Raw genomic sequence first — 22,715 nt, forward strand, 5'->3', positions numbered from 1 at the left:
GAATCATCTTCAGATCAGGCTAGTTGACTACTACAACCTGCGCTCAAAAACGGGGTTATGCCGAGATAAGGGAGAAGTTGGATCGAATCCAACTACGTCAGCTCAAAAAGCTAGAGTTGCTCATGACCCCCTTGGATGGCGCGATTCAAATTCTCAGCCAAGAACCAATTGATCAGGAAGCCGGCAGCTAAATCTTCGAGTATCTGTCTCCCCAAGGTTGCCGAGGTAGCGCAGATGCATGCAGTCATCCCTTAGCCATTGGCATTGCCATCAAGGACGACTGCTGATCCATCATCTTCATCATCCCTCCCATGCCCGCGGAGGCCAAAAACTCATCCTTTTCGACGCTAAGCATTTCAATTAACCGCTCGTCAGCCATTCGGCTCAACTGACTGAACATATGTTGCTTTTCCCTGACAGATAAGTGGTGAGCAGACGAAATATTCCTTTCGTTTTGCTAATGGGAGAACAACATGAAAGCTATCGTTTACAACGGCCCGCGTGACGTGAGCGTGCAAAATGTCCCGGATGCCAAAATCGAAAAACCTACTGATGCCTTGGTTCGAGTCACTGCCACCAACATCTGTGGTTCAGATCTGCACATGTACGAGGGTCGGACTTCGTTTGAGACTGGGCGCGTATTTGGACACGAGAATCTCGGTGAGGTGATTGAGGTCGGGGCCGGTGTTGATCGGGTAAAGGTGGGGGATCGCGTTTGTCTGCCGTTCAATATTGGCTGCGGGTTCTGCGAAAACTGCGAGAAGGGCCTGACGGGGTTTTGTCTGACCGCCAATCCTGGTAATGCGGGCGCTGCTTATGGATTCGCAGAAATGGGGCCATATCAAGGAGGGCAGGCTGAATTGCTTCGCGTACCCTACGCCGACTTCAACTGCCTGGTGCTGCCCGAAGACGCGCAAGAGCGTGAAGATGACTACGTGATGCTGTCTGACATCTTTCCTACCGGTTGGCATGCGACTGAATTAGCCGGCCTATTACCCGGTGAGAGCATCGCGATTTACGGTGCCGGCCCGGTCGGATTGATGGCTGCCCACTCCGCCATGATCAAAGGTGCCTCCCAAGTATTCGTGGTCGACAATCATCCAGATCGTCTGAAGCTGGCGGCTCAAATGGGTGCCACACCGATAAACTCCCTGGAGAAAGAAGCGGTTGATCAGATACTCAATCTGACTCATGGCAAAGGCACTGATCGTGGTTGCGAATGTGTGGGTTATCAGTGCTGCGACCGCCATGGGCATGAAGCCAATCACCTGACGATGAACAACCTCGTTGCCTCGACAAAGGCTACCGGTGGAATAGGAGTCGTTGGCGTATTCATACCGAAAGACCCTGGTGCAAAAAACGAACTCGCAAAGGAAGGCAAGATGGCCTTCGACTTCGGTGCATTCTGGTTCAAGGGGCAGCAAATTCGCACGGGCCAGGCCAACGTCAAAGTCTACAACCGCAGGTTGGCACAACTCATTCACCACGGGCGAGCTAACCCCGCGCAGATCATTTCTCACCGCTTGAAGCTCGCTGAAGGGCCAGACGCCTATAAGCACTTCGATGCGCGTGACAATGGCTGGACAAAGGTTGTGCTCAAACCGGCTGCTTGAGTGGATGAATCTGATGCCTTCGCTTGCTCCGAAAATACCGAGTAGGTCATAAACCGTGATAGCTAAGCACCGAAAAGGCCCGCCCGTGGCGCAGTGCGCGATTAAGGCGGGCTGTCGGTGTGAGGAAAAAATAATGATTACAAAACATCGCAAACTGGTCATTGCACTTTCAGCAATCGGAGTCGTTACCTTCTTGAGCTTGAGCGGATGTGTTCGAGACCCTGACAAACCTTCAGTTTCTCAGCTTGCTGTCAGCGGTACCAAAAGCATGCTGCGCACTGATTCGGACATGCACAAAGTGCTGAATAAATTTGCCAGCTTCGATGGCAAAGCAGTTGAGAAGATCACACCAACCGAAGCTCGCCAGCAACCGACCATGGCCGACGCCGTTAAAGGGGTACTGGCTGACCAGAAACGCGACAGCACGCCCACGACACTTGTGCCAGGCGTCACCACTCGCGAGATCCAAGTGCCGGGCGCTGCAGGCTCGATGCCCGCGACTGTGTATACACCAGACGGCACAGGGCCGTTTCCGGTAGTGTTGTACTTCCACGGAGGCGGGTGGGTTTTCGCCGACCGCAAAGTTTATGACGGCGGCGCACGAGGTCTAGCGAAGCAGGCTAACGCTGTCGTTGTTTCCGTGGACTATCGACTCGCCCCGGAGAACAAATTCCCCGCCGCACATGAAGATGCCCTAGCTGCTTACCGTTGGCTGACAACCAAAGCGTCTTCGGTGAATGGTGATCCGAAGCGTCTTGCGCTTGCTGGCGAGAGCGCAGGTGGGAACCTTGCCGTTGCGACGGCGGTAGCGGCTCATAAGGCGGGGTTGACTGCTCCGAAGCATGTGCTGTCGGTTTATCCCGTAGCCCAGTCAAACACCGACACTGAGTCGTATTTGAAGTACGCCGATGCTATTCCCCTCAACCGTCCGATGATGCTGTGGTTCATTTCGCAAGTCATTACCAGCCAAGCTGATGCCAAAGATCCGCGCATCGATCTTGTGCATGCCAATCTCCAAGGTCTGCCTCCGGTCACATTGATCAACGCCGAGATTGACCCGTTACGTGACGACGGTGCTCAGCTGGAACAGGCGCTGCGAAGCGCAGGTGTGAGCGTTGAACGCAGGCTCTATCCAGGAGTAACCCACGAGTTCTTTGGTACTGCAGCTGTGGTGCAAAAAGCCCAGGAAGCTCAGATCTATGCCGGCGAGCGTTTGAAGGTTGACTTGGAGAAGTAGTGCGTTAAAAAACTTCATTGATCGGCGCAAAGTCCACCTGACATAGGCAGCTTTGCGTTCGAGCAATTCAAATTAGAAAAGTGCTTTCGCCTCTGCGGATTTTCCTGAAAAGTCATATCGGGGGCGGAAAGAGATTCACCGTGGCGTACTATTCATCCGAACGAAGAGCCGCATTGCTCAAGATGTTGCTACCTCCGCTTAACCTGTCGATAGCCAAGGTTTCCCGGCGCGAAGGGGTGAGCGAAATGTCTTTGTACAACTGGCGCAAGCAGGTCAGTTCAGAAGGAAACGTAGTGCCCGAAAACAAGCAATTGGCCCAGAACTGGTCAGCCGAAAAGAAGTTTGCTGTTGTCCTTGAGGCCGCCGGTTTGTCCGAGATCGACCTGGGAGAGTATTGCCGACGCAAAGGCCTTTACCCGGAGCAAATCCTCGTCTGGCGGCAAGCGTTTATCAGCGGCCAGAAGTCTGAACAGGACCAGCAAAAAGACGACCGCGAACAAGCACGCAAAGACAAGAAACGCATCCAGGAACTTGAGCGTGAACTGCGCAGCAAAGACAAGGCGCTGGCCGAAGCCGCCGCGCTGTTGGTGCTGCGAAAAAAGCTCAATGCCTACTGGGGGTTCGACAACGAGGACAACTGACGCCCTTGCCAGACCGGCACTTGCTTGTGCACACACATGACAGGTAGCCCACTGAACGTGTGGCCGTAATGTATGCGCAAGAGTGCGGAAGGAGGGGTGGCGCTGGAGTCAGTGAATTGTTTCATAACGGATCAACCTGCTGGATTGGGTCATATCTATCTCAATAGGCTTTTTTTAACTGATCTACCTGGGGCTGGCACTGATCAGGGTCATAGCCTTGATTGTCAGCAAGGCTATGTGACTGCCCCATATAGACTTTTCGGTCTATATGGGAGCGTACTGATAGCGTCGATCAAATGCCCTCTGGCTTCATTTGAGGGCCAACGAGCACGCTCAAATCCGACTGACGCCACAGCCATGACTGCCATCCCCAAAGACTTTAGTAGCTGCTTTGCAGAGATAGCTGCTGCAGGTTAGCCGGGAGGGGGGCTATCCCCTACTGCAACCAAACACGTGGCTTCGATTGCCGTACACCTTGGTCGCGGCCTTGCAGAGGTAGCTCACGCGACGGAAGTACTGGTCCATCTCCGCTGGATCATCCTGAGAGAGGTGATATACAGCGTTGGCAGGGATATGCACCAAACCATTGGTATCGTCGACAGAGATCCTCAATGCACCGGCCCATGCAGCATGAATGCGGCTGTATGTATTCTCTTGTGCCGAGTGAAAGCGTCCCACGGTGTGGTACGCATCTTTGTTGAGCAGTAAGACGAAGTGGTAATGCGGGCGACCCTCCCGCCCAATCTCCCTGACCCAGCACCAGCGCACCTCTGTCTGATGAGCAGTACCGTTCAGGCGCACAGAGCGCTCCCGTGCTGATTGAATTCTGAAGGTCAAGGAATCAACAAACCTGGAGATGACGGTGCTATCTGATTCGGGTACTGAGTCGTCATCTGGGAAATGTAGGTCGAAACGTAGCGCGAACACCCGACGGTGAGCGCTAAGCGCTAACTGAGTGGTTTCATATACGCCTTCAAGGTATTTGGTAATGAAGGGGGTATGGGACGTCAGCACGGGTAGCCCTCGAAAGGTGCTCTCGTAGTGCAGGTGGAGATTGCTGTTGCCGGGGTGACGCTTGGGCTGATGTCCCATGGGGATGATCCACTGAGTGAGTTCATAAACTCAGTGGGCTGTGTAAATTTTTACGGTGGCAGATTTCAGCTGAGCGACTGATGCTGGATCCCGTCACTGGGGGACTGGGCTCATGGCACTCACCGAGCGGTAGGCGTGATGGGGATGGTTGGTTATTGATAATAGTTATGATTGAGTGAGCGGTGTATTGATTTGATGTATAAATAATACTAATACCGAAGCCTACTGATCCAGACTCGCAAGGGAGTGGAGCAACGAAGTGCCAGACAATGCGGCAAGAACGTGGCAGCTTCAGTGATTCAGATGCTCTGGAAATAAACTACTGCCTGAAGCCACCCGGTCAGGACGAACACCGACCGCATGACTGGGCGCAAGCTCAGCCCATCGACTGATCAAGCCGACGCCCAGAGAAGTTTCGGGATCAGACTAGATCAATGTCGCGCGTTTGCGCGCGACATTGATCTAGTCATCGCTCTGCCTCATCAGTGTCTTTAGCTGACCAGGCGAGCCGAGTGGGGATCGTAGACCACATCGGTAATCGACCCATCCCGAATGCGCTCGACCGCTTCGTTAATCACATGGAGCGGCACCAGGAACCACTCTCTCGGCTTGACCGGATGCCCGAAGCGGTCTTCGATGGTCAGGTCGAGCTGCACTGCGCCGAACAAGCGGTGGAAGATATTTTCTAGCCTGGTACGGTTCAAGTTGTGCAGCTTGTAGGTGGCGACCACCTCAACATCGGCTAATAGATAAGTAGCATCTTTTTCCGCGCCAGCGATGCGAGTCTCCACTTTGCCGCCGGTCACGCCGATCTTGTGGATCAGCTCGCGGTGCTCGGCGACGAATGGGTGGCTAGATAGGCTCCGCAGTACATAGATAGTCCCGCTCTCAATGTCGTCGGACTCTGGAGCATCGCCAAACAACGGCCCCATATCCGGGTCGGTCAGTCGGCGACCGGTGTCATCCTTATAAAGCGCCCGTTGTAGCGAGCGACGCAGCAGGTTGCTTTCCGTACCATTGGCGTAGATGACGCGCAGGCGCGCATCGCTTTCGCCATTAGGAGCCTTGATGGCTTCGCCGATTTCTGCCACGTAGGCCAACTGCCCGCCGACGATGAAGTAGTTCCCGGTTTCAATGCTGGCATCGCGACCAAAGCGCAGGGTTTTGCGAACGCCAGATTTCAGATCCCTCTCAGCTAGCTCGAACAGCGGTTGGAACTTGTCAAAATCCGCACACGGTGTACGGTCGGCGATTTCCTCAGCTGCACGCTTTTCAGTGCTGGAGCGTACATGACGCAGCACGGTGATATCGTCCTGGTCTGCAGGCTCATCGCCAACACCCAGCTGGGCCAGCAAGGCGTCCTCGTCTAGGTCATCCAAATCCAGCGCTACGGTGCCGGACAGCAGGCCGGGGCCATCCAGCTCAGCCAGTAGGGTATGCGCTTCCGGCAATTTGCGTAGCTGATCCAGGCGTACAGCGTATAAACGCTCAAAAATGTCGCGGCCATCACCATGCAGTGGCGCGCGACCATGGGCCTGATAAAAGCTCAGAATGTCCTCGAAGCCAGCGATGATGCGCTCTTCGCGTGGGGTTCGATTGGCTGTCTTGAGCGAGGGGGCTTCTACTCCCAGCGCGTCCAGCAGATCGTCATCGTTCATATCAGCCATTGGCGGATTCTCCCTGCGCCGCTTTGGCTTGGGCGCGGTAGCGTGCCAGCGCGGTAACGCCTTCAGCCATGCGTTTTTCCCAGGCATCTGCGGAGTTGATGTCAGGCAGACGACCACGTTCGTTCTTGAACTGCAGAGCACGCTTTGCCAGCTCACGAGCTTCGTCTTCGGGAATGCTTACCTTCTTGGCAGCAATGCTGGCCTGCACCTGGCGCAAGGATTTCTCATCCATCGCTTTCGCCAGCACCGCATAGGCAGCATCGAATGGGTTGATACGGTCGATCAGGTCAATGTCCAGTTCGCGTACGTTGACAAATTTGCGCACGCCATCCAGCAGCGCTGTACTGCCTTGTACTGAGTCACCACCGTTTGCATCGGCCTGCCCCAAGACCAACTTGGCCTGCTGTGTAATGTTCATGGCAGCGATGGCGTGCTGGCGGATGGCTTCCTGATCGACATCGCTCAAATCTGGGTAGCGCTCGCGTACGATCTTACCCATGCGCAACTGAGTCAGCTCTTCAGGCAGAGTATTTTCCTTATCAAACAGGCCGCGCTCCAGCACGGTTTTGTCCTGCAGGAAGTTGGTCACCACTTCGTTCAAGTCTTCTTTGCAGATACGCGTAGCTTCTGGGCTTTGAGGCGTTGTCAGGCCCTTGATCTCGACATGGTACTGGCCTGTGGTTTCATTCACGCCCAAGTTGGTGCCGCCTGGTTGGTAACCTTCAGGCCCATAAGTGAAACCCTCTTTCGGCCCTATATCTTTCGGGGTGAACTCATAGCGCGGGGCTAGCACCTGTTCCATCAGCAAGCTGGCGGAAATGGCCTTGAGCATATCGTTCACCGCCTCAGCAACAGTGGCTTGATCGGCTGCGGGTTCGGCGATCAGGTTGGTGAAGCGCGAGCGCTCCTTACCCTCGGCATCGCGTGTGGCACGGCCAATGATCTGCACGATTTCGGTCAGGCTCGAACGGTAGCCGATGGTCAGTGCATGCTCGCACCAAATCCAGTCGAAACCTTCTTTCGCCATGCCTATCGCGATGATCACATCCACGTGGTCGCGGTTATTCTTCTGCGCCGGGTCTTTCAATGCCTCGAGCACTTTGGAACGCCTAGCCAGATCGCTGTTATCCGCTAGGTCGGCCACTTTCAGTGTGCGACCGTCCTTGGCTTTGATGAGGTGAAATCCTGTTACGGGGTCGACACCCTGCCAGTCGCCCAGCGCGCTCATGATCTCATTTATCTCGCGCTCCTTGTCTTTGAGGCTTTCACGGGCAGCTGGATGTGGAATGTGGACGATGGTTTTCAGCGCAGGGTCCAACACCTTGGCGACCGCATCCACATACTTGCCGGTGTAGAAAAAGTAACCGATATCCAGCGATTTGAGCCAGCGGTAGCCGTTGAGTTGTTCGTAGTAGGTGTAAGTCACCGTATCGAACTTGGCTTCTTCCGACGGGGCAAGCACGGCCTCGCTGTCACCACGGAAATAGGAGCCAGTCATGGCAGCCAGGTGCACCTTGTCGCGGTTGATGAATGCGCTCAGCTGGCTGCCCAGTTTGTTGTCTGGGTTGGCGGAAACGTGGTGGAACTCGTCGATGGCAATCAGGCGGTTGTCGAAGGCTTCGATGCCTAACTCTTCCACGGCAAAGCGGAAGGTGGCATGGGTGCAGACCAGCACCTTGTCACTGCTGTCCAGGAAGGCGCGCACAGCGTCAACCTTGGACTTGGCCACACGTGGTTCGTCGATGCCTGGGGCATTGCACAGGTTCCACTGTGGGGCCACCTGCCAGTCCCAGTAGAAACCGTGTTGGCTCAGCGGCTCATCGGCAAAGCTGCTGCCAATGGAGCGTTCGGGCACCACGACGATGGCCTGCTGCAAGCCCTGGTTATGCAGCTTATCCAGCGCGATAAACATCAGGGCGCGGGACTTGCCCGATGCGGGGGGCGACTTGATCAGCAGGTACTGTTCGCCGCGCTTGGCATAGGCGCGCTCCTGCATCGTGCGCATGCCTAACTCATTGGCTTTGCTAGAAGCCCCTGTGTGCGCCGTGGTGATGGATACCGATGGCACCGTGTAGGTGTTGGTGGGGTTGTGGGTCTGTCCAGTCATTGCGAGTCGTCTTCTATGGATGCGTCATCACTTGCCAGCTCGCGCTCGATTTGTTCGATGCTGGGCAGGCTGGTTTGCAGCTCTGCCGGCAGGGACTCCACCAATTGGTATTCGGCCACACCGATGGGGCGGGCGTTATCACGCAGGGCGTATTCGGCCACTACCTTGTTCTTGCTCTTGCACAGCAGCAGGCCGATGGTGGGGCCGTCCTGTGGGTGCTTGAGCTGGGCATCCACAGCGGTAAGGTAAAAGCTCAATTGGCCCAGGTGCTCGGGCTTGAACTTGCCGGCTTTGAGTTCGATCACCACATAGCAGCGCAGCTTAAGGTGATAGAACAGCAGATCGATGAAGAACTCGTCACCACCCACATCCAGCAGCACTTGCTGGCCGACGAAGGCAAAGCCTGCGCCCAGTTCCAGCAGGAACTCGGTGACATGCTTGACCAGAGCATTTTCGATCTCACGCTCCTGCGCATCGAACGTAAGGCCAAGGAAGTCGAAACGGTAAGGATCTTTCAGCGACTCGCGTGCCAGGTCAGACTGCGGTTTGGGCAGGTGGTTCTCGAAGTTACTGACCGCCTTGCCACTACGCTCCAACAGACGGGCCTCGATCTGCATCACCAGAATATTGCGCGACCAGTTGTGCTCGATGGCCTTGGCTGCATACCAGCGGCGGGTTTCGGGGCCGGGTAGCTTGTCTAGCAGCACCAGATTGTGACCCCAAGGCAATTGTGCAGCAGCCTGTTGCACAAACTGCGCATCCGGCCAAGCCTCGGCAAAGGCACGCATGTACTTGAGGTTGCGTGGCGAAAACCCTTTCATATCGGGAAAGGCTGCGCGCAAATCCTGTGCCAAGCGCTCGATGACCTTAGCACCCCAACCCTGTTGTGCCTGCCGGGTCAAAATATCGTGACCGATCTGCCAGTAGAGCAGCACCAGTTCGCGGTTCACCGCCAGAGTGGCGCGCTGCTGGGCATTATGGATGCGGCCTTTGAGGTCGGTCAGCCAGTCACCGTAGCCTTCGGGCGGCATGCTCAGGCTAACAGGGGGGACGCTCATGCCTTTTTCCCTCGTGGCTTTTTCAGCGCGCCCTTCGCTGTGCATGTTGTCATCTTGGTGTAGAAGTCAAACAGCTTTTCCAGTCGCTCGGTGTCGTTTTTGAAACGGCGACCGATATAGATGCGCTCCAGTACTTCATCGTTGCGCTCGTGGGCGTGCCGTAGGTTGTCCGGCATTCGGCTAACGCCATCGTTGACCTCATAGAGATCGGCAATGGTGGCGGGGAAGTGGGCTTCGCGGGCTAGCAGGATGTCCCCGGCACAGCGAGTCAGATCGGCCTTGTTCTGCTCGGTGAGCAGTGGAACTGGGAAGGTGTTCCAGCCGAGGGTATTGGAGTAACGGTAGTCAGTTTTCATCTTCCCGCAGATGGTGGCAACCCAGACCAAATGCAGGCGGCTAGCGATGAGGGCCATGCACCAGCGCGGGGCATCATAAAAGGCGAATGCCTCTGTTACGATGGTCCCGCGTGGAAATAAAGATACGGGTAGATAATCACGCTGTTCCGAAGATGTTTTAGCTACAATCATTACAACTTCTTCACCGGTCTGACGCACCTCTCCGAATTTGTATGGTACATAGCCAAGCTTTTTCGTTGCAGCTCGATCACTTGACTGGCGTTTTTCTTGCACGCTCTCAAAACGGGTACGGAGCCAGGTGTTGGCAGAAGCACTCTCGCAATCGGCTTGGCGTACCCAGATACAGCGACGCTCGATACCATTAATGAATTCTTTCGTGCCTAATGCCGGACGAATAAATTTCGGTTGCACTTCATGTTGCTTAATCGCTGACGTTGCATCATCAAAGCTCATCAGCAGGTGGCCACCGTCATTCGGCATGCTGCCGAAGCTCATTTCCGCAAGGTCACTTATTGGGGCCGAGCTAGGCGCAACAATGACATTCTTGGCAGGAACCAGGTAAGGGTTGATATTTTCAACGTCTTTTACAGTGAGAGCTCCTTCCTTCTCTGCAACAAACAGCCTCCGACTTTTACTGGCCTGATTTGAAAGGCCAACAATCACCACCGTCACACCGGCATTCTTTGCAGCCAAATTTTTCCACTTGAACGACGTGTGCGCGAACGCTATTTCGTACCCTTCCGCCAAAATCAGCGGCCACAAAACCGGAACCTGCTGACCTTGGCAAATAGAGTTAGTTGCCACGAATGCAGTCGCAGTTTTTGTCTGTTTGCCGTAATCAACGGCCTTCATAAACCAACCAGCGACATAGTCCAGTGTTCCAAACGTGCTTGCGCGCTTTTCAAAGACAAACTTCAAGTCCGATTTACGACTTTCAGCTTCCTTCTTCAAACGCTCCTTTTGTTCGTTGCTCGCGTCCTTAGGCGGCTTGACGTTTGAGCCAGCGTACGGTGGATTGCCGCAGATGTATGTTTCGCCTCCTTCATTTTCGAAGTCTATCTCCGCCTGATTCAGCGGCGTGCCAAATAAATCATCAGCCAGTATCTTCACCCCTGTACCGGTTGGCGGGCAGATACTTAGCCAGTCCAAGCGTAGAGCATTGCCGCAAACAATCCAGTTCTGCGAGTCCAGTGGCAGAAACTCGGCTAGTGCATCTTGCTGGCCGCGATATAATACGTCGCACTGAAATTCGGCAATGATCAGCGCCAGACGGGCAATTTCTGCCGGAAAGTCTCGTAGCTCGATGCCGCGAAAACTGGTCAGCGGGATTTCCGATTTATTGTTGGCCTCGCCTCGACGGCGATTGATTTCCGCCTCAATCTCGCGCATTTGCTTGTAGGCGATGACCAGAAAGTTGCCGGAACCGCAGGCCGGATCAAAGACACGAATATGTGCCATGCGCTTGCGCAGGTTCAGCAGCTTGGTTTTGTTGTCGACAGCCGCATCCAGTTGCGCACGCAGGTCATCTAGGAACAGCGGGTTCAATACCTTGAGGATATTGGGCACGCTGGTGTAGTGCATGCCCAGTGCGCCGCGCTCTTCATCATCGGCGACGGCCTGGATCATGCTGCCAAAGATGTCCGGGTTGATTTTTTGCCAGTTCAGGTTCCCGGCGTGTAGCAGGTACGTGCGCGCCATGCGCGTAAAGCGCGGCACTTCGGTGCTACCTGAGAATAGGCCGCCGTTCACATAGGGAAAGCTGTTTGCCCAAGTGGGAAGGCGTGGCTGAGCGGTGGCGCGCTCGGCCAGTTTGATGTTCATGGCGCGGAAGATTTCCGACAGCACCTGGTGGGTGTTGGAGCCGTCGCGCTCGCTGAACTGCTCAACCGCCTTGGTGAACAGACCATCGCCACGGAAGATGTCGGTGTCTTCCGCAAAAAAACAGAACACCAGGCGCGCCATAAAGTGGTTCATGTCGGTGCGGCGCTCAGCTTTGGCCCAGTCCGGGTTCTCATCCAGTAGTTCGACGTATAGCTTGTTCAGGCGGCTGGTTGCGCGCACGTCGATGGGGTTGTCCTTGATCTCCTTGATGGTGGAGATGCCGGCCAGCGGCAGCAGGAAGCCGAAGTGGTTGGGAAAGTCCGGATAATCACAGGTGATGGTTTCACCCGTGATTAGCTCTTCGGCCTCCAGCGTTTGCCCGTCGGTAGCAAGAATGAATTTGGCTTTAGCTTTTGTAGTGGCCGGGCTGGCACGCAACGCCTCAAGCGTTTCACCCACGCTGCCAGGTTCGCATGCGGCGATATGAATGTTGCTGCGCAGTAGCACACCGCCAGGTACGTCGGAAGCGTTGTTGTTACCGGCACGCAAGCGCTTGAGAGCTGTTTCCTTATTGCCAAAAGCGGCCAGGAAGACAAACGGGAACTCCGCCGAGTCAAAGGGCTCAAGGGCTAGGTCCGATATGGCGGATTCAATTTCTACTGCATTCATGGTTTACCACTGTCCAGATCACTAATGAGCGAGTACGGCGACTGTAGTCGGTGACTTTGAGGATGGGACTACGCCACTGAAGACTTATGCCTTCGGCCGGTCACTGTTGGGTCTTGATAACTCCGACAGCCCCGAATGAGGTGGTATACCGTGTGGCGACAGCGGATCTACCGGTAGCGGCGAGGCCGCATTGCAGCTGGATCACGACCAACGAGTCTAAGGCAGGAGCCACCAGCAGTGACAGAAGAAAAACCAAACCAACATCCGAAGTCAGTTTTACCCCCTACACGGCGCTGCAGATTGTAAAGGAAGGCTCTTCCCTATAGTAAATATGCAGGTCCCGCTAAGCTTCAACTCACGGCATTGAGCGTCCAGAGCGCTCAAGAGATCATGTACAAAGGACGGTTGCGCAATGGCCCCTTCTTTAGGTTCTACTCTGCCCCTACTGCTGATTTGGCTTTCGTGCGTATCTGGGAGATGGTTTGACGGTAGGTGCCATAGTCGTTACTGGCTATCCTAGCTACAGATGAGCGAATGACCATCAGCTTAAGGGCTTCGACTCATTCACTCGGGATTGACGCACACATCCAAAAAAACGCATACCCACAGCAGGCGTTTATGCTTGAACATCGCCAAGACGGAGCCGCTGCACACGATGCCGCTGCTAGTATCGGCCAATGGGGCGTCAACGCCGAAAACTCACTCAACTCCGGAGTGGGGGGACAAATGGGGGGACAAAATACGAAGCCGCCACCTCGACCAGCAAAACAAGGTAAAAACTAAAAAATAACGCCGCCCACCAGCCGGCTTTTTAATGCCTGCGGGAAAGCCATTCTCATCTACGGGAAACCGCGACGGCCCTGCTAAAGCGCCCGCTCGGCTGGCGCTAAAAATTGAGGGTCGGTAGTGCCGGTGCAGTGCTTGCATATGCCAGACGGCGGAGTTAATTGCCGAGGAGAGTTCTGCAGTACAAAACCCTCTGCATCAGTATTGGATTAGCACGTTGCTTTCCCGATACCTGGTTTCCGTCATCGGTTTCTCGGCGCCAACAACTCAGAACGACCAACCTGCTCTCGGTTGCGTTCAGGTGCTCGAGGGTCTGAGAAGCCCGCCTCGGTGATGGCGGTATCCAGCCCCCGAAAGTGCGGGGCCGCTCTTGGGCTGCGTAGCGTCTCCATCCCCTCGTTCCAGGCATGCACCATGTGTTTGGCCACATCGCGCCAAGCGGGCTCGTTCTTTGCGGCCTCGATCACTTCCTTGCCCACGGCGACAGCAGACTCGCACAGTTGCTCGACCATTGCAGAGTACTGGCGCGCGGCAATACCTAAGCGGCCATTAGAAAAGGTCTCGAGCGTACGTACCGGCGTCCAGATTTGCCGACCGCCGACGGACAAACCTGGCGGGTTCGGTTGAAGCCCAGATAAGGCGTAGTGTCGTCCGAGCCTTTAATGATATGAAAACCGGTGCGCAGGGTGGGATTACCCAATGGCAAAGCGTCATGTGCAACATTCTGTGCGATGAACTTGGGCACAACGCCCGAAATGGCTGCACGTGCGTACTGACGTACCAGCGTCGCAAAATGCTCGGTCGTGTTTTCAGCGCTCAGCAGATGGCCTATTTCCAACGGCTCCATTTCGATGCCAGGCATGACGCCTTCAGGCGTCACCGTCACTCGGCCAATTCCCGCGCCGCCAATTACGGCCAACAGTGACAAGTCAGTGCCGTCAAGCAACGCACCAAACTCTTCGCGGATTCCCCCCAGCAAATACCCCTCAGGCAGGTTCTGCCGAAAAAACGGGAAAAGATCGCGAGGCCAGCGCCAGGGGGCTTCACGGACGGGCAACGTCAAGCTGACAAAATCCTCCGCAGTTGTACCTGGAAGGCATTTTCAAGACGTACTCATCACGCTCTCGATAGAGCTTGGCGACCGTTTTTCCGCTGACATGGACATCTAGAATCATGAATCAACCCCCCCTGAACGCTGCTCGGCCAGAATGGCCTCGACCGTACGTTCATGACCGGCCTTCACCAGCTTTAAGTCATACCCGGCGGCTTCCAATAAACGGACAAGAGCCGAGACGCTCATATCACCTTTAGCCATGGTTTCCATACGCACCACCGTCGAACGTGATACGCCGGCACGGCTGGCCAAGGCATCCTGACTCAAGCGAGCCTCACCTCGCGCCTGTTTCAGCATTTCGGACACATCAAACAGGGTGCTCATTTGTAGCCCTCAAGCATCAACTCGTGTGTTTCTAGTGAACGAATGCCATAACGTCATCAACCCATCTTTCCGACGGTTGCCGTAATTCCCACGCCAACTTGATGCGTATGCACACTTTTACGAAGGCCCACCCAGACCACCCGCTTATGAGTGGCAAAAAACGCAACACCTATCCGAATAAGTGCTACCAATCTCCTGCATCTGTTATCGTCAGCGGACTTCATCTCCTCCTCGCCAGCATTTCTAGCGGCAATCTGTGAGCATGCTCTGCGGCGCTGCCTTTTCGGTTCGCTGGTGTGATTGTTTACGGAAAGAATCCAATGGACGAGTGCAGTTCAGGCGATGGTGCACGACTGTTACGCGCCGAAGGTATAGTCGAGTCCCGTCGGCAGGAGACGTTGCTCAAGACTGGCGCCTTGCAGGACGCTATCTTTAATAGCGCCTATTTCTCCAGTATTGCCACTGACGAAAAGGGTGTGATCCAGATTTTCAACGTCGGCGCGGAGCGCATGCTCGGCTATGAGGCCCAGGATGTCGTCAACCTGATCACGCCGGCCGATATCTCTGACCCTGCAGAGTTGATCGCGCGCGCTGCCACGCTCAGCCTGGAATTGGACACACCTATCACTCCTGGCTTCGAGGCCCTTGTATTCAAAGCATCACGGGGCATCGAGGACATCTACGAGCTGACCTACATCCGTAAGGACGGCAGTCGTTTCTCGGCCATTGTCTCGGTGACTGCTCTGCGCGATGCCCAGGACGACATCATCGGTTATCTGTTGATCGGCACTGACAACACAGCACGCAAGCAGGAGGAAGCCGCCCAGGCATTGCTCGATCAGCGCTTGCGCGATCAGCAGTTCTACACGCGCTCCCTGATCGAATCCAATATCGATGCGTTGATGATGACCGATCCCCAAGGGATCATCTCCGACGTCAACCAACAAATGATGGCCCTCACCGGTCGTACCCGTGATGAGCTGATCGGCGCACCCTGCAAAAAATTCTTTACCGATCCGGTGCGCGCGGATGCAGCCATCAAACGCGTACTCAGTGAGCACAAGGTCAGCGACTATGAGCTGACGGTGCGCGCGCATAACGGCACGGAGACGGTAGTGTCTTACAACGCCGCCACGTTTCATGACCGCGACCGCAAGCTACAGGGGGTTTTCGCCGCAGCCCGTGACGTGACCGAGCGCAAACGCTTCGAGCGCACCTTGGAGGAAAAGAATATCGAGTTGGAACATGCCAACCGCATGAAGTCGGAATTTCTGGCCACCATGTCGCACGAATTACGCACGCCCCTGAACGCCATCATCGGTTTTTCCGAGGCGCTCAAGGATGGTCTGGCGGGTGAGATGAGCGCGACTCAGTTCGAATATGTCGGTGATATTTTCACCAGCGGCCAGCATTTGCTGTCTCTGATCAATGACATCCTCGACCTGTCCAAGGTTGAAGCCGGGATGATGGCCCTGGAACTGGAAGCGGTTGACCTGCAGAGTTTGCTGGGCAATAGCTTGTCAATCGTCAGGGAAAAGGCGGCGGCCCAGCGCATCCGTCTTGAGCTGGACACCGCTGAAGACTTCGGCGTACTCGTGCTGGACCCGCGCAAGACCAAGCAAATTGTCTACAACTTGCTGGCCAACGCGGTCAAGTTCAGTGCGAGCGGTGGCCGTGTCATCCTCTCGGCCCGCCGGGTTGATCGCGATGTGGTGGGAACACTGGCTGGCGAGTGGCCAGTGTACGGCTTCCCCCTCGCCGACAGCGAACATAAGCAATTCCTTGAACTCTGTGTGAGCGATACAGGCATCGGTATTTCCCAAGAGGACATGGCCAAGCTGTTCCAGGCGTTCAGCCAGATCGACAGCAGCCTGGCACGAAAATTCGAGGGCACGGGACTGGGGCTGGCGATGGTCAAGCAACTCGCCCAATTACACGGCGGCAGCGTGGCCGTTGCCAGTCTGGTTGGGGCCGGCGCACGCTTTGTGGTCTGGCTGCCATTACGTGATTCAGGACAAACCCCGCGACCGCAGGTAACAAGAGCGACAACGCCATGGCCCATGTACTGATCGTTGAAGACAATGCAGCCAACATGAAGCTGGCCCGGCTGCTGCTCAGCAATGCGGGCCATACCGTGTTGTGTGCGGTGGACGCGGAAACCGGCCTGACACTCGCGCGCGAGCAACAACCGGACTTGATCCTGATGGACATTCAGTTGCCCGGGATGGACGGGCTTGCCGCTACCGCCTTGCTCAAGCAGGACTCTGCCACGGCCAATATTCCCGTCATAGCGCTGACGGCGATGGCCATGAAGGAGGATAAGGAAAAGAGTCAGATCGCCGGCTGCGACGGTTACATCGCCAAGCCTCTGCGCTACCGGGAACTGTACGCTGCGATCGACACGTTGTTGACCAACCGCGCAGGGCCGAGCGCCCCTCACATGACTCCGCCCGAGCCAAACCCATGATCAGTTCATCTGCAACCGTATTGATCGTCGATGACGACCCCCAGGTACGCAAGCTGCTGGAATTGCTATTGCAGCACGAGGGCTATCGGACCCGCACCGCAGTGAGTGGCGAACAGGCGTTGGCAACGATCAAGTACGCCCAGCCAGACCTGATTCTGCTCGACGTCATGATGCCTGGGATGGATGGCTGTCAGGTCGCCAGCCATCTCAAGGCCAACGCCGAGACCTCAAGTATTCCAATCATCATGCTAACCGCGTTGAGCGACCGCAGCTCGCGCCTGGCTGCTCTGGAAGCCGGCGTCGAAGAGTTCCTGAGCAAGCCGGTGGACCGGGCCGAACTGTGGCTGCGTGTGAGAAATTTGCTGCGACTCAAAACGTTTGGCGACTTGCTTCGCAAACACAGCGCAAAACTGGAGGATCAGGTACAGCAACGCTCTGCAGATCTGCAGCAGTTTCGCGCGGCGATGGACGTCACTGCGGACGCGATCACACTTATCCATCGCAGCACCTTGCGCTTCGTCGAATTCAATGCGAGCGCCTGTGACATGCTCGGGTATAGCCGCGAAGAACTGTTGCAGATGTGCCCCGGTGAACTGGACGGCTCTTCCACGGCGGATTTGCAGGTGCTGTTTGACGATATTATCACCGGCCAAAATGCCAATGAATTGACCGAAACCCAATTGCGGTGCAAGAACGGCTCGCACGTGCAGGTCGAGATTCGCCGTCAGGCTTATCGCTCGGGAGAGGAATGGATCATCGTCGGGGTCGTGCGCGACATCACCGAGCGCAAAGAGGCCGATAAGCGCCTGCTGCATATGGCCCATTACGATGCCCTCACCGGCCTGCCCAACCGCACCCAGTTTTATGCCACCCTGCAAATCACCCTCGCTCAAGCCGCAGACAACGGATGGCAAGTGGCGGTCCTGTTCATTGATCTGGACCACTTCAAGAACGTCAATGAAACCTTCGGGCACGCCATCGGCGACGAACTGTTACGCCAGCTCAGTAATCGTCTGGTGCAATGCGTGAACATCAGGGACACCGTCGGACGGCTGGGCGGCGATGAGTTTGCGCTCATCCTGATGACGCAGGACGGCCAGAAAGGCGCGACCTCAATGGTCAACAAAGTCCGCGAGGAACTGCGTGTACCCTTCCATCTAAAGGGCCATGAAGTCTCGGTGACCGCAAGCATCGGGATTGCCCTCTACCCCGACGATGACGCCGCTCCTGATACCTTGATCAAATTCGCCGACACCGCCATGTATCGGGCCAAGCAAGCCGGTCGCGACAGCTATCGATTCTTTACCGCCGAAATGAACACTGAGGTATTGGCCCGCCTTGATCTGGAAACAGCCCTGCGCAAAGCCGTGGAGAATGAAGAGTTCGTCCTGCACTATCAGCCCAAAGTGCGCCTGAGCGACGGGCGCGTCTGCGGCCTGGAAGCCTTGTTGCGCTGGGAACGTCCCGGTCATGGTTTGATTTCACCCAATGCCTTTATTCCGGCCCTGGAAGAGACCGGGATGATCATCCAGGTCGGCAAATGGATAATTGCCACTGCCTGTCAGCAGATCGCCCAGTGGCAACGCTCGGGCATCGGCCCGGTTCAAGTGTCAGTAAACGTTTCGGCCCGCCAATTCAATGAGGGCGAGTTGTGGACCGATATCATCCGCGCCCTCACGGACAACCATGTTGCAGCCGATTTACTGGAACTGGAACTGACCGAAAGCTCACTCATGATCAATACCGAGCGCACCATCGTCAGCCTGCAAAAATTGCGCGGCCTGGGCATCAAGGTGTCCATCGATGACTTCGGCACCGGCTATTCGAGCCTGTCCTACCTGCGCCGGTTTCAAATCGATACGCTGAAAATCGATATCTCCTTTATTCGTGAAGTTACCGTCAACTCGGAAGACGCCGCCATCGTCCTGGCCATCATCCACCTGGCGCATAGCCTGAAACTGGATGTGATTGCCGAAGGCGTGGAAACCGTCGAGCAAATGGACTTCCTGCTACGCAACCACTGCGATCAGATCCAAGGCTATCTGTTCAGTCGTCCGCTGGGACTGCATGCCATCGATCAGTTACTGCGCGAGGATAAACGTCTGACATTGCTGGCCCCATGCAAAGTGCGCCAGCCGCTGTAAATTCAGCGTTACAGCCGATCCCTATCAAACAACCGAAGCCCCAACTGTTGCCACGCAAACAGTCATAAAGCACTTTGCACCCACAGCAACAGATCGCCCTCTCCGCTTCTACAACTAATCCTATATAAATCAGTAGGTTGCTCTTCTGGTACACCTTTTGCTCTTTCTTGGCTGTCGACGTTTTTCTCACAGACTTGCCCAAGCAAGCCCCGATAACAAAGCCGTACTTGCCCTGCGTTGCACGCCCCGTCGCTCCTCACCTTGCTCGAGGCCAGTGACGCCCACCCCTGCAACGAGGATTGTGTTCATGAGTCTCGATATTTTCTGGTTTCTACCCACCTCCGGCGACACCCGGTACCTGGGCAAGTCCGACAGCGGTCGCCCGGCCACCAACGAATACATGCGGCAGATCGCTGTGGCCGCCGAGAACCTTGGTTATGACGGTCTGTTGATCCCGACTGGCAGCAGTTGCCTCGACCCGTGGATCACCGCCGCCAGCCTGGTGCCCGTGACCCAGCGCATCAAACTGTTGGTTGCGCTGCGCACTTCGCTCGGCAACCCCACCGCGTCTGCGCGCCAGGCTGCGACCCTGGACCAGGCGTGCCACGGACGCCTGCTGCTCAACGTGGTGCCCGGTGGTGACGCCACCGAATTAGCCGCCGATGGCATTTTCCTCGATCACGATCAGCGCTACGAAGCCGCCGATGAATTCCTCACCGTCTGGCGCCAACTGCTCAGCGGCGAAACCGTGGATTTCGCTGGCAAGCATGTGCGGGTAGAAGGCGCGCAAAACTTCTTCCCTCCAGTCCAGCGCCCTCATCCGCCGCTGTATTTTGGAGGCTCCTCACCGGCCGCCCATGAACTGGCAGCCAAGCATGTCGACGCCTACCTGACGTGGGGCGAGCCGCCCGCCGCCGTGGCCGAGAAGATAGCCGACGTGCGTGCACGAGCCAAAAAATATGGCCGTACGGTGCATTTCGGCGTGCGCCTGCATGTGATCGTGCGCGAAACCAACGAGCAAGCCTGGGCCGCCGCCGAGGAACTGATCAGCCACCTCGACGACGACACCATCGCTGACGCGCAACAGAACTACGCGAAGATGGACTCCGAAGGCCAACGGCGCATGGCCGCCCTGCATGGCGGGCAACGCGACAAGCTGGAAGTGTCGCCTAACCTTTGGGCCGGTGTTGGCCTGGTCCGCGGTGGTGCGGGTACCGCACTGGTCGGCGATCCACAGACCGTCGCCGCACGCCTGCTGGAATACGCTTCCCTTGGCGTCGACCGCTTTGTCCTGTCTGGCTACCCCCATCTGGAAGAAGCCTTCCGCTTCGCTGAACTGGTGTTCCCGTTGCTGCCGGGCAAGCAGCCGGTCACCGTGAGCGATCAGGTATTGACCGGGGGTGCGTTCGACGTTCGCGCCGGCAAGAAACCAGCAAAAGATGAGGCCGCCGCATGAAAGTCATCGATATGCGCTGCCGGCCGGCGTACCTCCATGACTTCTTCGGTGCCACACCCGGCTCCCCGGAATACGCCACCGCACGTTGGCTCAATCGCCGAGTGGGCACTCGCGGCAACGATGAGCACTTCGCCCGCTCGCTGACGCCCGAGGGTTTCCTCGACGAAGTACGCGATGCTGGGCTGAGCAAGGCGGTGGTGGTCGGCCGTCACACCCCTAGCCAGCATCTGCCCAACGATCTGATCCACGTCATCGTTCAGGGCCATGACGAACTGCTCGGCATCGGCAGTATCGACCCCGCGCTGCAAGGCATCGACGGTGCTATTACCGAAATCGACCGTGCGATCAACCGGCTCGGACTGGTTGGCATCGACCTGGAGCCGGGCTTCGGGGCGCCTGCTCGTCATCCGGACGATGCGCTGTATTGGCCGATCTACGAACACCTGGACCAGCGCGGCATCCCCCTGTTCCTGATGAGCGGCCCGACCACCCCCGACCCGGCGTTCAACAACCCTGGGCACCTGGCAAAAGTCGCCCAGGCGTTCCCGCAACTGTCCATCGTCTGCTACCACGGCTACTGGCCGAACGTGCAGCAGGCCATCGGCGTCGCCTTCCGCTACCCGAACATTTATCTGGTGCCGGACATGTACCTGTTCCAGCCCGGCAGCGAAGCCTATGTCCAGGCGTCTAACGGTTTTCTTGCTGACCAGTTGCTGTTTGGCTCGTCCTACCCGTTCAGGCCGATTCGCCAGTCCATCGACGACGCCCAGGCCCTCGGTTTCAACGCATCAGCACTCGACAAGCTGCTTTATGGCAACGCCGCAAGGCTGTTCGGACTGTAACGCCGTCTGGATAAACGTCGGGTAAGCACCTGTCTATAAGGGGGGCTGCCCGGCGCATGAACCTCGGTGACGGCCTGCGCCCTAGCCAATCAAGGAGTCACCTGTGACCACCCCAAACGATCCCTTGCAGATCGCCCGTCGTCTGGCGGCCGGATTTGCCATGACCGCTGCCGAGCGTGACGAACGCGGCGGCACCCCCAAGGCCGAGCGCGACGCCCTGCGTGATAGCGGCTTGCTTGCCCTCAGCATTCCCCGCGAGTTCGGCGGCACGGGTGCCAGCTGGAGCGAAGCCCTGAATATCGTTCGCGAGTTCGCCAAAGTCGACAGCTCCATCGCTCATGTCTTTGGCTTCCAGCACCTGATGCTGGCCACCGTGCGTCTGTTCGCCAGGCCAGATCAATGGCAACCCTTGCTGGAACAGACCGCCCGCAAGAACTGGTTCTGGGGCAACGCCCTCAATCCTCTGGACACCCGCACGATAGCGACCCGTTTCGACGGCTGGCGCGAGTTCTCCGGCACCAAAAGTTTCTGTTCCGGCTCCAGCGACTCCGACATGCTGATCGCCTCGGCGCTGGATGAAAGCTCCAGTGGCAAGCTGCTGATTGCGACCATTCCCACCGACCGTGCCGGCATCACTCTGCATGGCGACTGGAACAACATGGGCCAACGCCAGACCGACAGCGGCAGCGCCAGCTTTGAACGCGTGCGGGTCGAGGATAACGAACTGCTCCTCGACCCGGGCCCGTTGAGTACGCACTTTTCCAGCCTGAGGCCATTGCTCGCGCAACTGACCTTCGTCAACCTGTTCCTGGGAATCTCCGAAGGCGCCTTCGAACAGGCTCGCGACTATACGGTTAATGAGGCGCGCCCCTGGTTCAAGGCCGATGTCAGTAAAGCCGTTGACGACCCGTACGTGCTGGCCCACTACGGGGAATTCTGGGCGGGGCTGGAGGCCGTTCGCGCACTGGCCGAACGGGCCAATACACGGTTCGACCACGCCTGGAATAAAGCCGAGGACCTGGAAGCCGAGGAACGCGCGCAACTGGCCCTCGCCATCGGCAGCGCCAAAGTCTACGCCACGAGAATCGGCCTGGACGTGTGCAACCGTTTGTTCGAAGTCACCGGCGCACGCGCGACCAACGCGTCGCGGCGCTTCGATCGCTACTGGCGCAACCTGCGCACGCAGACCCTGCACGACCCTGTGGACTATCGCATCCGCGAACTCGGCGAGTGGGCGTTGAAGCAGACCCCGCCTACTCCCAGTTTTTATTCCTGAGCCCTAACCTCGCAGGAAATTGATTGCCGGGCCGGGCTTGCTTCC

17 protein-coding genes and 1 pseudogene are annotated in these 22,715 nt (G+C 56.7%); 9 read left to right on the forward strand and 9 right to left on the reverse strand.

Annotation, left to right across the window (positions count from 1 at the left end; all coding sequences use genetic code 11):
- Positions 1–244 precede the first annotated feature (244 nt).
- A complete protein-coding gene (locus tag RGU44_RS16655) occupies positions 245–400 on the reverse strand; it encodes a hypothetical protein (RefSeq protein WP_322178695.1) in 156 nt (51 codons plus the stop codon).
- Between the two features lie 73 nt (positions 401–473).
- Here RGU44_RS16655 and RGU44_RS16660 point away from each other — a divergent pair, with 73 nt between their 5' ends.
- From RGU44_RS16660 to RGU44_RS16670, 3 genes and pseudogenes are all read left to right on the forward strand, one after another.
- A complete protein-coding gene (locus RGU44_RS16660; protein ID WP_322218168.1) occupies positions 474–1,613 on the forward strand; it encodes a glutathione-independent formaldehyde dehydrogenase in 1,140 nt (379 codons plus the stop codon).
- 133 nt (positions 1,614–1,746) lie between these two features.
- Complete coding sequence (locus RGU44_RS16665; RefSeq protein ID WP_322218172.1) at positions 1,747–2,850, forward strand: alpha/beta hydrolase; 1,104 nt, start codon at positions 1,747–1,749, stop codon at positions 2,848–2,850.
- Between the two features lie 140 nt (positions 2,851–2,990).
- Positions 2,991–3,520: pseudogene (locus tag RGU44_RS16670) on the forward strand (transposase); the annotation flags it as partial.
- Positions 3,521–3,920: 400 nt separating this feature from the next.
- On the opposite strand, the gene RGU44_RS16675 reads toward RGU44_RS16670, so the two are convergent.
- The 8 genes from RGU44_RS16675 to RGU44_RS16710 all read right to left on the reverse strand — a co-directional run bounded on the left by RGU44_RS16675 (position 3,921) and on the right by RGU44_RS16710 (position 14,485).
- On the reverse strand, positions 3,921–4,583 hold the full coding sequence (locus RGU44_RS16675; RefSeq protein ID WP_322218175.1) for an inovirus Gp2 family protein: 663 nt from the start codon (positions 4,581–4,583) through the stop codon (positions 3,921–3,923).
- Between the two features lie 491 nt (positions 4,584–5,074).
- Entirely contained in the window at positions 5,075–6,250 is a 1,176-nt protein-coding gene (locus tag RGU44_RS16680) for a GIY-YIG nuclease family protein (protein ID WP_322218178.1), read from the reverse strand.
- Positions 6,243–8,357 (reverse strand): DEAD/DEAH box helicase, encoded by a 2,115-nt coding sequence (locus tag RGU44_RS16685; RefSeq protein WP_322218181.1) that lies wholly within the window; start codon positions 8,355–8,357, stop codon positions 6,243–6,245. Before RGU44_RS16685 ends, RGU44_RS16680 begins: the two co-directional genes overlap by 8 nt.
- On the reverse strand, positions 8,354–9,415 hold the full coding sequence (locus RGU44_RS16690; RefSeq protein WP_322218184.1) for a PDDEXK nuclease domain-containing protein: 1,062 nt from the start codon (positions 9,413–9,415) through the stop codon (positions 8,354–8,356). The genes RGU44_RS16685 and RGU44_RS16690 overlap by 4 nt, the downstream gene beginning before the upstream one ends.
- Entirely contained in the window at positions 9,412–12,261 is a 2,850-nt protein-coding gene (locus tag RGU44_RS16695; RefSeq protein ID WP_322218187.1) for a class I SAM-dependent DNA methyltransferase, read from the reverse strand. Before RGU44_RS16695 ends, RGU44_RS16690 begins: the two co-directional genes overlap by 4 nt.
- Before the next feature lie 1,028 nt (positions 12,262–13,289).
- Entirely contained in the window at positions 13,290–13,559 is a 270-nt protein-coding gene (locus tag RGU44_RS16700; protein ID WP_322182230.1) for a hypothetical protein, read from the reverse strand.
- A gap of 26 nt (positions 13,560–13,585) precedes the next feature.
- Positions 13,586–14,110, reverse strand: coding sequence for a HipA N-terminal domain-containing protein (locus RGU44_RS16705; RefSeq protein WP_322218189.1), 525 nt, complete (start codon positions 14,108–14,110; stop codon positions 13,586–13,588).
- Positions 14,111–14,218: 108 nt separating this feature from the next.
- Positions 14,219–14,485, reverse strand: coding sequence for a helix-turn-helix transcriptional regulator (locus RGU44_RS16710; RefSeq protein ID WP_322182234.1), 267 nt, complete (start codon positions 14,483–14,485; stop codon positions 14,219–14,221).
- 320 nt (positions 14,486–14,805) lie between these two features.
- On the opposite strand from RGU44_RS16710, the gene RGU44_RS16715 reads away from it, so the two are divergent.
- The 6 genes from RGU44_RS16715 to RGU44_RS16740 all read left to right on the forward strand — a co-directional run bounded on the left by RGU44_RS16715 (position 14,806) and on the right by RGU44_RS16740 (position 22,670).
- Positions 14,806–16,554 (forward strand): PAS domain-containing sensor histidine kinase, encoded by a 1,749-nt coding sequence (locus RGU44_RS16715; protein ID WP_322218192.1) that lies wholly within the window; start codon positions 14,806–14,808, stop codon positions 16,552–16,554.
- Positions 16,539–16,952, forward strand: coding sequence for a response regulator (locus RGU44_RS16720; protein WP_322182238.1), 414 nt, complete (start codon positions 16,539–16,541; stop codon positions 16,950–16,952). The genes RGU44_RS16715 and RGU44_RS16720 overlap by 16 nt, the downstream gene beginning before the upstream one ends.
- A complete protein-coding gene (locus RGU44_RS16725; RefSeq protein WP_322182240.1) occupies positions 16,949–19,096 on the forward strand; it encodes an EAL domain-containing protein in 2,148 nt (715 codons plus the stop codon). The genes RGU44_RS16720 and RGU44_RS16725 overlap by 4 nt, the downstream gene beginning before the upstream one ends.
- 307 nt (positions 19,097–19,403) lie before the next feature.
- The gene (gene ssuD, locus RGU44_RS16730) at positions 19,404–20,552 is read left to right on the forward strand and encodes an FMNH2-dependent alkanesulfonate monooxygenase (protein WP_322218195.1); all 1,149 of its coding nucleotides are present in this window, start codon (positions 19,404–19,406) and stop codon (positions 20,550–20,552) included.
- A complete protein-coding gene (locus tag RGU44_RS16735; protein WP_322182244.1) occupies positions 20,549–21,394 on the forward strand; it encodes an amidohydrolase family protein in 846 nt (281 codons plus the stop codon). Before ssuD ends, RGU44_RS16735 begins: the two co-directional genes overlap by 4 nt.
- Positions 21,395–21,497: 103 nt before the next feature.
- On the forward strand, positions 21,498–22,670 hold the full coding sequence (locus tag RGU44_RS16740; RefSeq protein ID WP_322218198.1) for an acyl-CoA dehydrogenase family protein: 1,173 nt from the start codon (positions 21,498–21,500) through the stop codon (positions 22,668–22,670).
- Positions 22,671–22,715: the final 45 nt, after the last annotated feature.

Origin of the sequence: Pseudomonas sp. 5C2, assembly GCF_034314155.1 — a bacterium.
In the GTDB taxonomy this organism is placed as follows: domain Bacteria; phylum Pseudomonadota; class Gammaproteobacteria; order Pseudomonadales; family Pseudomonadaceae; genus Aquipseudomonas.

Bases quoted from the DNA above. Each gene is read 5' to 3' on its own strand.
- RGU44_RS16655 (WP_322178695.1), bottom strand. From the start codon at position 400: ATGTTCAGTCAGTTGAGCCGAATGGCTGACGAGCGGTTAATTGAAATG.
- RGU44_RS16660 (WP_322218168.1), top strand. From the start codon at position 474: ATGAAAGCTATCGTTTACAACGGCCCGCGTGACGTGAGCGTGCAAAAT.
- RGU44_RS16665 (WP_322218172.1), top strand. From the start codon at position 1,747: ATGATTACAAAACATCGCAAACTGGTCATTGCACTTTCAGCAATCGGA.
- RGU44_RS16675 (WP_322218175.1), bottom strand. From the start codon at position 4,583: ATGGGACATCAGCCCAAGCGTCACCCCGGCAACAGCAATCTCCACCTG.
- RGU44_RS16680 (WP_322218178.1), bottom strand. From the start codon at position 6,250: ATGGCTGATATGAACGATGACGATCTGCTGGACGCGCTGGGAGTAGAA.
- RGU44_RS16685 (WP_322218181.1), bottom strand. From the start codon at position 8,357: ATGACTGGACAGACCCACAACCCCACCAACACCTACACGGTGCCATCG.
- RGU44_RS16690 (WP_322218184.1), bottom strand. From the start codon at position 9,415: ATGAGCGTCCCCCCTGTTAGCCTGAGCATGCCGCCCGAAGGCTACGGT.
- RGU44_RS16695 (WP_322218187.1), bottom strand. From the start codon at position 12,261: ATGAATGCAGTAGAAATTGAATCCGCCATATCGGACCTAGCCCTTGAG.
- RGU44_RS16700 (WP_322182230.1), bottom strand. From the start codon at position 13,559: ATGGTCGAGCAACTGTGCGAGTCTGCTGTCGCCGTGGGCAAGGAAGTG.
- RGU44_RS16710 (WP_322182234.1), bottom strand. From the start codon at position 14,485: ATGAGCACCCTGTTTGATGTGTCCGAAATGCTGAAACAGGCGCGAGGT.
- RGU44_RS16715 (WP_322218192.1), top strand. From the start codon at position 14,806: ATGGACGAGTGCAGTTCAGGCGATGGTGCACGACTGTTACGCGCCGAA.
- RGU44_RS16720 (WP_322182238.1), top strand. From the start codon at position 16,539: ATGGCCCATGTACTGATCGTTGAAGACAATGCAGCCAACATGAAGCTG.
- RGU44_RS16725 (WP_322182240.1), top strand. From the start codon at position 16,949: ATGATCAGTTCATCTGCAACCGTATTGATCGTCGATGACGACCCCCAG.
- ssuD (WP_322218195.1), top strand. From the start codon at position 19,404: ATGAGTCTCGATATTTTCTGGTTTCTACCCACCTCCGGCGACACCCGG.
- RGU44_RS16735 (WP_322182244.1), top strand. From the start codon at position 20,549: ATGAAAGTCATCGATATGCGCTGCCGGCCGGCGTACCTCCATGACTTC.